The 3,711-nt window shown below is 67.0% G+C and carries 5 protein-coding genes; 4 read left to right on the forward strand and 1 reads right to left on the reverse strand.

All coding sequences use genetic code 11. The features are described from left to right. The 4 genes from HUW62_RS46140 to HUW62_RS46155 form a co-directional block, all read left to right on the forward strand. A partial coding sequence (locus HUW62_RS46140) for a hypothetical protein (protein ID WP_176438072.1) occupies nucleotides 1-231 on the forward strand: 231 nt, incomplete at its 5' end. Next, nucleotides 224-1,546: a tyrosine-type recombinase/integrase gene (locus HUW62_RS46145; protein WP_176438073.1), complete on the forward strand. Its 1,323-nt coding sequence runs from the start codon at nucleotides 224-226 to the stop codon at nucleotides 1,544-1,546. The genes HUW62_RS46140 and HUW62_RS46145, both read left to right, overlap by 8 nt. Next, complete coding sequence (locus HUW62_RS46150) at nucleotides 1,543-2,490, forward strand: tyrosine-type recombinase/integrase (protein ID WP_176438074.1); 948 nt, start codon at nucleotides 1,543-1,545, stop codon at nucleotides 2,488-2,490. The genes HUW62_RS46145 and HUW62_RS46150 overlap by 4 nt, the downstream gene beginning before the upstream one ends. Then, a complete protein-coding gene (locus HUW62_RS46155; RefSeq protein WP_176438075.1) occupies nucleotides 2,483-3,487 on the forward strand; it encodes a tyrosine-type recombinase/integrase in 1,005 nt (334 codons plus the stop codon). The genes HUW62_RS46150 and HUW62_RS46155 overlap by 8 nt, the downstream gene beginning before the upstream one ends. Before the next feature lie 14 nt (nucleotides 3,488-3,501). Here the strand turns inward: HUW62_RS46155 and HUW62_RS48285 are convergent. After that, a partial coding sequence (locus HUW62_RS48285) for a hypothetical protein (RefSeq protein WP_217911974.1) occupies nucleotides 3,502-3,711 on the reverse strand: 210 nt, incomplete at its 5' end.

The following is a 3,711-nucleotide window of genomic DNA, read 5'->3' on the forward strand; positions in this document are numbered from 1 at the left end:
CAAACCCAAGGTGTCGCTCGGGAAAATGTAGCGGAGCCATCCGAGGAGACGGCGAAGACCGCCGAGCATCGGGTCGCGCTCCTGAAGGACGCGAAGTTCCTGCTGTCGCTCCGCGAGGAGCTGGCGGCCGAAGAGCAGCGGCTTGCCGAGCGCAGGATGGCGCTCGCGCGAGGAGCGCTGGAAGCGCCCACGGAGGTGGCGCAGATCGGAGAGGGGCTGAACGATGAGTGAGCTCGCCTCCGCGCCGCTTTCGTGCGCGCAACATTTTGCTGACGTCTTCTGCGTCGGCCCGCACTTCCGCGGGCACGACGAAGGAGACGCCATGATCGAAGACATTTGCATGTCCAAGCGGGTCGTTGATGGCCTGCGCAAGGGGCCGCTCGCCCCTCACATCGACCGACTTGGAGAGCGCCTTGAGAGGAACCACGAGCGCCAAGACACGAGGCGCGTTCTGCTCTGCGCCGGCCGCTTCGCGGACTTCACCGCCGCGCGGAGAAGTGGCTCGCCTTGGGCTGATCGCGACCTGATCGACTTCCTGCTTGAGGGCGTACCGGCGAGCGCCGACGCCTTCCACGCGCGCGACGTCCGCCACGCGCTCGGCGAGCTCGGGCTGTTCGACGTTGCCCCGCCGATGGCGTGGCAGCTCCGGCTGTTGATCGCCTACGACGAACACCTCCGCGACACCCGAGGTCTCACGGCGGGCGTTCGCCTCAGCGAGGCCGACGTGGTTCGTCGACTGCTGGCCTTCCACCGGCGGCGCCATGGCGACACCGAGCTGAATGCCCTCACCGGGCGGGACGTGCTCGAGCACTTCCAGGAGATGGGCGAGCACTACCGCTGCGTCGCGAGCAGACAGAAGTTCGCCGGGTACCTGCGCCAGGTGCTGCGGTTCCTTCGCCTGCGTGATCTGGTCACCCACGACTTCGCCGGGACGGTACCGCTGTTCGTCAACTACCGCCTGTCCAGTGTGCCGAATCATCTCGCGTGGAGCGACGTTCAGCGTCTCATCAACGCCATCGACGTCGCCGTCGCGCCCGGTCGTCGCGACCGCGCGATCCTCCTGCTCATCGCCGGGCTCGGCCTCCGGCCGGGCACCATTCGCGCGCTGACGCTCGACGAGATCCACTGGCGAGCGGGCGAGCTCTGCATCCCGCGCACGAAGAATCGGCGCGGCATCAACCTGCCGCTCACCGGCGAGATCGGGGAAGCCCTCTCCGAGTACGTGCTCAAGGAGCGCCCCGAGACGAAGCTCCGAACCGTATTCCTGCGGCACACCTCGCCGCATCGACCGTTCGCGAGCAGCTCGGCGATCACCGCCATGATCTACGGCCGGCTCGACCGCGCCGGGGTCTCGCGCGCCAAGGGCGCAGCCAACCTCCTGCGCCACAGCCTCGCGACACAGCTCGTGAACGGCGGGGTGCCTATCAAGCAGGTCTCCGACGTCTTCGGCCACACCAGCATCGACACCACGGCCATCTACACCAAGGTCGACCTGGCCTCGCTGAGCAAGGTCCCGATGCCCTTCGCGCTGGGGGTGACGGCATGAACACGTCCACGTTGAAGGAGCACGTCGCGGCGTACCTGCAGCTCCAGCAGAAGACGCTGGGCAAGTCGTTCGTCGACGAAGCGAAGGTGCTGCGCACCTTCGAGAAGTACGTCGCATCACGGGCACACCTCGGTCCGGTCACCCAGGAACTCGCCTTGGCCTTCGCCACGGACGATGGCAAGCGCTCTCCAGAGAGAAGCTGGAAGCGCTACAACGTCGTCCGGCACTTCGCGCAGCACCTCGCGGTGTTTGTGCCGGGCACGTCTGTGCTCGACCCACGCGCGCTGCGGCGACACTACAAGCGCACGCCGCCATTCATCTTCGGCGACGACGAGCTGACGCGGCTCCTCCGCGAGGCGCGCAGCCCGCGCAAGTCCCAACTCGCGGCCTCGACCCATCACACGGCCTTCGGCCTCGCGGTCAGCGCGGGGCTCCGTGTCGGAGAGGTGAGCGGCCTTGACGACGACGAGGTCGACCTCGATGGCTGCCTGCTGAAGGTGCGCGACACCAAGTTTCGCAAGGACCGGCTCGTGCCAATCCATGCGAGCGCGGCGTCCGCTCTGCGCGAGTACCGCGCCATCCGCGACTCGGCGTTCCCGAAGCGTACGGACCGCGCCTTCTTCGTCAGCACGACGAGGGGCGAGCGCTTCTACAAGGACAGCCTCACGCTGGCCTTCGCCGCGGTGGCCCGTCGGGCTGGCGTTCGGCGCGCCGATGGACACGAGCCGACGTTCCACTCCTTGCGCCACACCTTCGCAGTGCGGCGACTGATGGCGTGGTACCGCGAGGGCGTCGACGTCCAGGCAATGCTCCCGGTGCTCGCAACGTACATGGGGCATGTCAATTACACCTCCACCGCGTACTACCTGACCGCGACACCGGAACTCCTCGCGCTCGCGGCCGACCGCCACACGAAACGCGTCGAAGAGGTGCATCATGCGTGATGGCACCCCTACGCTCGGCCACATCGCCGAGTCGTTCTTCCGCGACACCCTCGCGACGCAGCGCCGCGCGAGTCCAAGAACGGTGGCGAGCTATCGCGACTCGCTCAAGCTGTTCCTGGTCTTCGTCTCGAAGCGCAAGGGGCGGCCGCCCAGCTCGCTCTCCGTCGCCGACCTCGACGCCGACGAACTGGTGGCCTTCCTTAACCACCTTGAGTCCGAGCGCGGCTGCAGTATCGCCACCCGCAACGTGCGCCGGACTGCATTGCGGACCTTCTTCCGCCACGTAGGCTACGAAGACCCGGGCGCGCTCGGCGTCGTCGAACGAGCGCTCTTGGTGCCAGCGAAGCGGTGTGACAAGTCCGCGGCCGACTTTCTCCGGCCCGACGAACAGGACGCGCTGCTCGCCGCGCCAAATCGGAGCACGGTGCTTGGACGTCGTGACTACGCGATGCTCCTCTTCCTTGTCCGCACAGGTGCGCGCGAGTCCGAGGCCATCGCCGTCGACGTGAAGCACGCTCGGCGCGAGATGCCTCGCCAGGTGCTGCTCTTTGGCAAGGGCAGCAAGGAGAGAATCGTGCCGCTCTGCGACGCCACCGTCGAGGCGCTCAACCACATGCTCGCTGATCGGCGAGAAGCCCACCCCGACGCACCGCTCTTTGCGAGCCGCAGCGGGAAGCACATGGTCCGCCACGGCGTGATTCACGTAGTCCGGCGGCATGTCGCGAAGGCTGCCGACAAGATACCGTCCTTGGGAGAGCGCTCGGTGACGCCACACCTCTTGCGGCACACCTGCGCGATGAACTTCCTTCGCAAGGGCGTCGACATCAGCACGATTCGCGGGTGGCTCGGCCACGTCAGCGTGCAGACGACCCATAGGTACATGGAGGCCGACACCGAGATGAAGCGGAAGGCCCTGGAGTGCTGCGCAGTGACGGTGCCGGCTGCCAGCCGCTTCGAGGCCCCCGACTCGGTCCTCGCGATGCTGGAGGCACTCTGAAATGTTGCGGACGCTCACGGCTCTTCCTCTTTGCTCGAATCCTCATGGTCCCCTTCGGCCATGTACTGGCGTGCGAGGCCCATGCGGCTCTTCGCGAGGCGGTCTTCCTCGGCAACAAGCTCCTCTCGGAGCGAGACGAGGAAGCGCGCATCCTTCAGCAGCCCAAGCTGCTGCTCGGCGCGGGCGCCTGAGTCGTCCGCTACATTTTCCCGAGCGACACCTTG

It is taken from the genome of Myxococcus sp. AM011 (assembly GCF_013372595.1).
Taxonomy (GTDB): Bacteria; Myxococcota; Myxococcia; order Myxococcales; family Myxococcaceae; genus Myxococcus; species Myxococcus eversor.

Coding starts and splice junctions, on each gene's coding strand:
- HUW62_RS46145 (WP_176438073.1), top strand. CDS start 224: ATGAGTGAGCTCGCCTCCGCGCCGCTTTCGTGCGCGCAACATTTTGCT.
- HUW62_RS46150 (WP_176438074.1), top strand. CDS start 1,543: ATGAACACGTCCACGTTGAAGGAGCACGTCGCGGCGTACCTGCAGCTC.
- HUW62_RS46155 (WP_176438075.1), top strand. CDS start 2,483: ATGCGTGATGGCACCCCTACGCTCGGCCACATCGCCGAGTCGTTCTTC.